Here is a 3,355-nt window from a genome sequence, read left to right as displayed (position 1 = left end):
CCCCGCCGCCCCGCCGGCCGCGACCGCCCCGGGCCCGACCGCCGCGCCCCGGACGGCCCCGCCCGCCATGCCGACGCGGCAGGAACAGGAGCGGCTCCACCTCGCCGAGCAGCGGCTGGTCGCGACGTGCATGCGCGGGAGAGGCTTCACGTACACCGCGACCCCGCTCGGCGGCACCGGCGACGCACCGCCCGTCGACCCGTACGGGAGCGGCGACGAGGCACGGGCCCGCGCGGAAGGCTACGGGCTCGCCGCCTTCCGGGCCCGGGACGCGGCCGAGCGCCGGACCGAGGAACGCGCGCGGCGTGCCGACCCCAACCACAGGTACGCGGCGTCCCTGCCGCCGGACCGGCGCGAGGCCTACGACACCGCGCTGCTCGGCACCCGGCGGGACGCCGTCACGGTCCGCCTGCCCGGCCTCGGCACGCTGTTCACCAGCGCGGACGGCTGCCTGTCGGAGGTGCGGGGAACCCTCTACGGCGACCTGCGGAAGTGGACGCGGGCCAAGGCGGTCGTGTCCCACCTGCGCACCCTCACGGCCGCGGAGCGGGAGCGCGATCCGCGCTGGACCCGGGCCCTGGACGCCTGGCGGTCGTGCATGCGCAAGGCCGGTTTCCCGTACGGCACCCCGGCCGAGGCACGGCTCGGCGTGCAGGACGCGGGACCGGACGAGGAGCGCCGTACGGCGGTGGCGGACGCGCGCTGCAACCGGGCGGCGGGGCTGGCGAAGGCGGGCGCCCGCACCGAGGAGGACCACATCGGGGCGGCGGTCGCAGGCCGTTTCCGCGAGGAGGCGGACTTCCACGCCCGGGCCGTCGCCCGCGCACTGGCCGGTCCTGCACGCACGCCCGGCACCTGACGCCGGCCCGGCTGCGGGCGCACCGGCCGCGTGCCCGCAGCCTCGGGGCCGAGCGCGACCACCCACCGTGCGGCCCGGCGGACCCCCCCCGCCGGGCCGACACCCGGCACACACCCCACGTCCGCCCGCGCACCGCTCCCCACCCACCGACGCACCGGCCCCCGCCCGATGCGGCGATCTCACGACCTCACCCCTCTCATCCATCGCACCGATCCCCGAAGGAGCACACTCATGCACAAGTCCATCCGCTGGGCCACCGGACTCCTCACCGCGGCGGCCGCCGTGGGGGCCTTCGCAGCGCCGGCCCACGCCGAGACGTCCTGGTACAACGGCGGCCAGCGCGGCGTGCCCACGGACTGCTGGAAGGGCTACCTCTGTGTCTGGAAGGACACCGACTTCCAGCTCGGCGGCTGGGGCGTCGCCCGCTTCGAGCACTCCAACGCCAACTGGACGAAGACCCCTATGGCGTACATGAACGACCACGGCTCCTCCTGGTACAACAACGGCCACCCCGGCAGCTTCTCCAGCGTGCGCGTCTACGAGCACGCCGACTACCAGGGCAGGTCCCTGTGCCTGGACGCCGGCTGGGGCGCCACGTGGGACAGCGACATGAACGACAAGGGCAGCTCCAACAGGTGGTTCGACGGCCGCTGCTGAGCGGCCCCCGCCCACGGGGGCGCGCCGGTCCGTCCGGTGCGCCCCCCGCCGCCTGCCGGTCCCCGCGGGCACGCGGGCCGAACTGCCCTGTGCGGCGACCGCGGTGCCCGCCGGACGCCGTCGGGGCGCGCAGGCACTGCCGTGGCGGCCGTGCGCCCCCGCCGCAGGGTCAGTGGCGGGGCGGGGGAGTGCCGGGAGGGGGGAGTTCCGCCGGCTCGCCGCTGAAGACGACGGCGCCGCGGCGCAGCACGTGCACCAGCGTGCCGCGAGGCAGGTCCTGCGGGAGGCGCTGCTCGGCGACGGCCACGGCCGTGCCGGAGGCGCGCAGGTCGGCCAGCAGGGCGTAGGTGCGCGCGGTCACCGCGGGGGAGAGGCCCAGCGCGGGCTCGTCCACCAGGACCACCCGCAGCGGGCCGCCGCCCGGGGGCGGCAGCACGAGGCGGCTGAGTGCCAGCATGCGCTGCTCGCCGCCGGAGAGGGTGCCCGCCCGGCGGGTGAGCAGCGGCCCGAGCTCGGGGTAGGCGTCGAGCGCGGGCTCCGGGTGACCGGGCCGTGCGGCCGCGAGGGCGAGGTTCTCGGCGACCGTGAGGTCCGGGTACACGGCGCGCAGGTCCGGCACCAGGCGCAGCCCGAGGCGGGCCCGCTCGTACGCGGACAGCCGGGTGACGTCGGCGCCGCGCCACCGCACCTGCCCGGCGGTCGGCCGCACCGCGCCCGCGAGGGTGCGCAGCAGGGTCGTGCGGCCCGCTCCGTTGCGCCCCAGCAGGACGGTGACGGTGCCGGCAGGCACGGGCAGGTCGATGCCGTGCAGGGCCTCCAGCGGGCCGTAGCGGACCCGCACACCGCGCACCTCCATCTCGGTGCTCATGCCGGGTCAGGGTCCTTTCCGCATACCGGTGCTCATGTCGGTTCACGGTCCTTGCCGCAGCTCGGCGCTCACGTCAGCTCACGATCCTTCCCGCCTCCATCACGTGGACCGTGTGCGCGATCTCGGCGACCAGGTCGGGGTCGTGTTCGACGACGAGGACGGCCAGCCCGTCGGCGGCCAGCGCGGTCAGGACGCGGGCCAGCGCGGCGGTCTCCGCCGTGTCGAGGCCGGCCGCGGGCTCGTCGAGGAGCAGGGTGTGCGGCCGCCCGGCGAGCACGCGGGCCAGCTCCGTGCGGCGCAGGGCGCCGGTGGACAGCCCGGCCGCGCTCCGTGCGCGCAGCGGGCCGTCCAGTCCGAGCAGGCGCAGCGCCTGCTCGGTGGCGACCCCCGGCGTGTCGCGGACGCGGCCCTGCTCCGCACCGACCCGTACGTTGTCCTCCACGCTCAGCGACGGGAAGACGGCGGGTTCCTGGAAGGTCCGGGCCACGCCGAGCCGGGTCCGCGCGTGGGCCGGGCGGCGGGTGATGTCGGCGCCGTCGAGCGTGACCCGCCCGGACGCGGGCCGCACCGTGCCCGCGAGGCAGTGGAAGAGGGTGCTCTTCCCCGCCCCGTTCGGCCCCACGAGCGCGGTGACCCGCCCGCCCGGCACGGCGAGGTCGACGCCGTCCAGGGCGGTGAACCCCGCGTACCGCACGGTGAGCCCGCGGGCCCGCAACCGGACGGTGGGCTCGGCGCCGCCGCCCCCCGCCGGGGGGCCCGAGGCGGTACGACGGCCGGAAGCCGTGGTGCCCTCACCGCCGCCGCCCTTCCGGTACGGGCCGGTCCGGCTGCCGCCGCCGGTCGCGTCCCGGCGCGTCCGCTCCCGGTCCGCCGCCCGCCCGCCGGCCCCTGCGGGCGCCCCGCGGTCCGTGCCGCCCTTCCCGCCGTGGTCCTGCCGGCCCGGGCCCGTGCCGGTGGTGGTGCTCTCCCCG

Annotated in this window: 4 protein-coding genes; 2 read left to right on the top strand and 2 right to left on the bottom strand. The window is 77.9% G+C overall.

Features of this window, described 5'->3' with window-relative positions:
* Together BJP40_RS08230 and BJP40_RS08225 are read left to right on the top strand one after the other, a co-directional pair.
* Positions 1 to 859: hypothetical protein (locus tag BJP40_RS08230; protein ID WP_218153197.1), on the top strand; the 859-nt coding region annotated here is incomplete at its 5' end.
* 231 nt (positions 860 to 1,090) lie between these two features.
* A complete protein-coding gene (locus tag BJP40_RS08225) occupies positions 1,091 to 1,516 on the top strand; it encodes a peptidase inhibitor family I36 protein (protein ID WP_071279811.1) in 426 nt (141 codons plus the stop codon).
* Between the two features lie 169 nt (positions 1,517 to 1,685).
* On the opposite strand, the gene BJP40_RS08220 is transcribed toward BJP40_RS08225, so the two are convergent.
* Positions 1,686 to 2,384 carry an ABC transporter ATP-binding protein gene (locus tag BJP40_RS08220; RefSeq protein ID WP_071279810.1) on the bottom strand — a complete coding sequence of 233 codons (699 nt, stop codon included), beginning with the start codon at positions 2,382 to 2,384 and terminating at the stop codon, positions 1,686 to 1,688.
* Between the two features lie 73 nt (positions 2,385 to 2,457).
* A partial coding sequence (locus tag BJP40_RS08215) for an ABC transporter ATP-binding protein (RefSeq protein ID WP_143065910.1) occupies positions 2,458 to 3,355 on the bottom strand: 898 nt, incomplete at its 5' end.

Origin of the sequence: Streptomyces sp. CC53 (assembly GCF_001865245.1) — a bacterium.
GTDB lineage: Bacteria > Actinomycetota > Actinomycetes > Streptomycetales > Streptomycetaceae > Streptomyces.
Note: the sequence above shows the minus strand (reverse complement) of the source record. Positions and strands in the feature narration are given on the sequence as shown.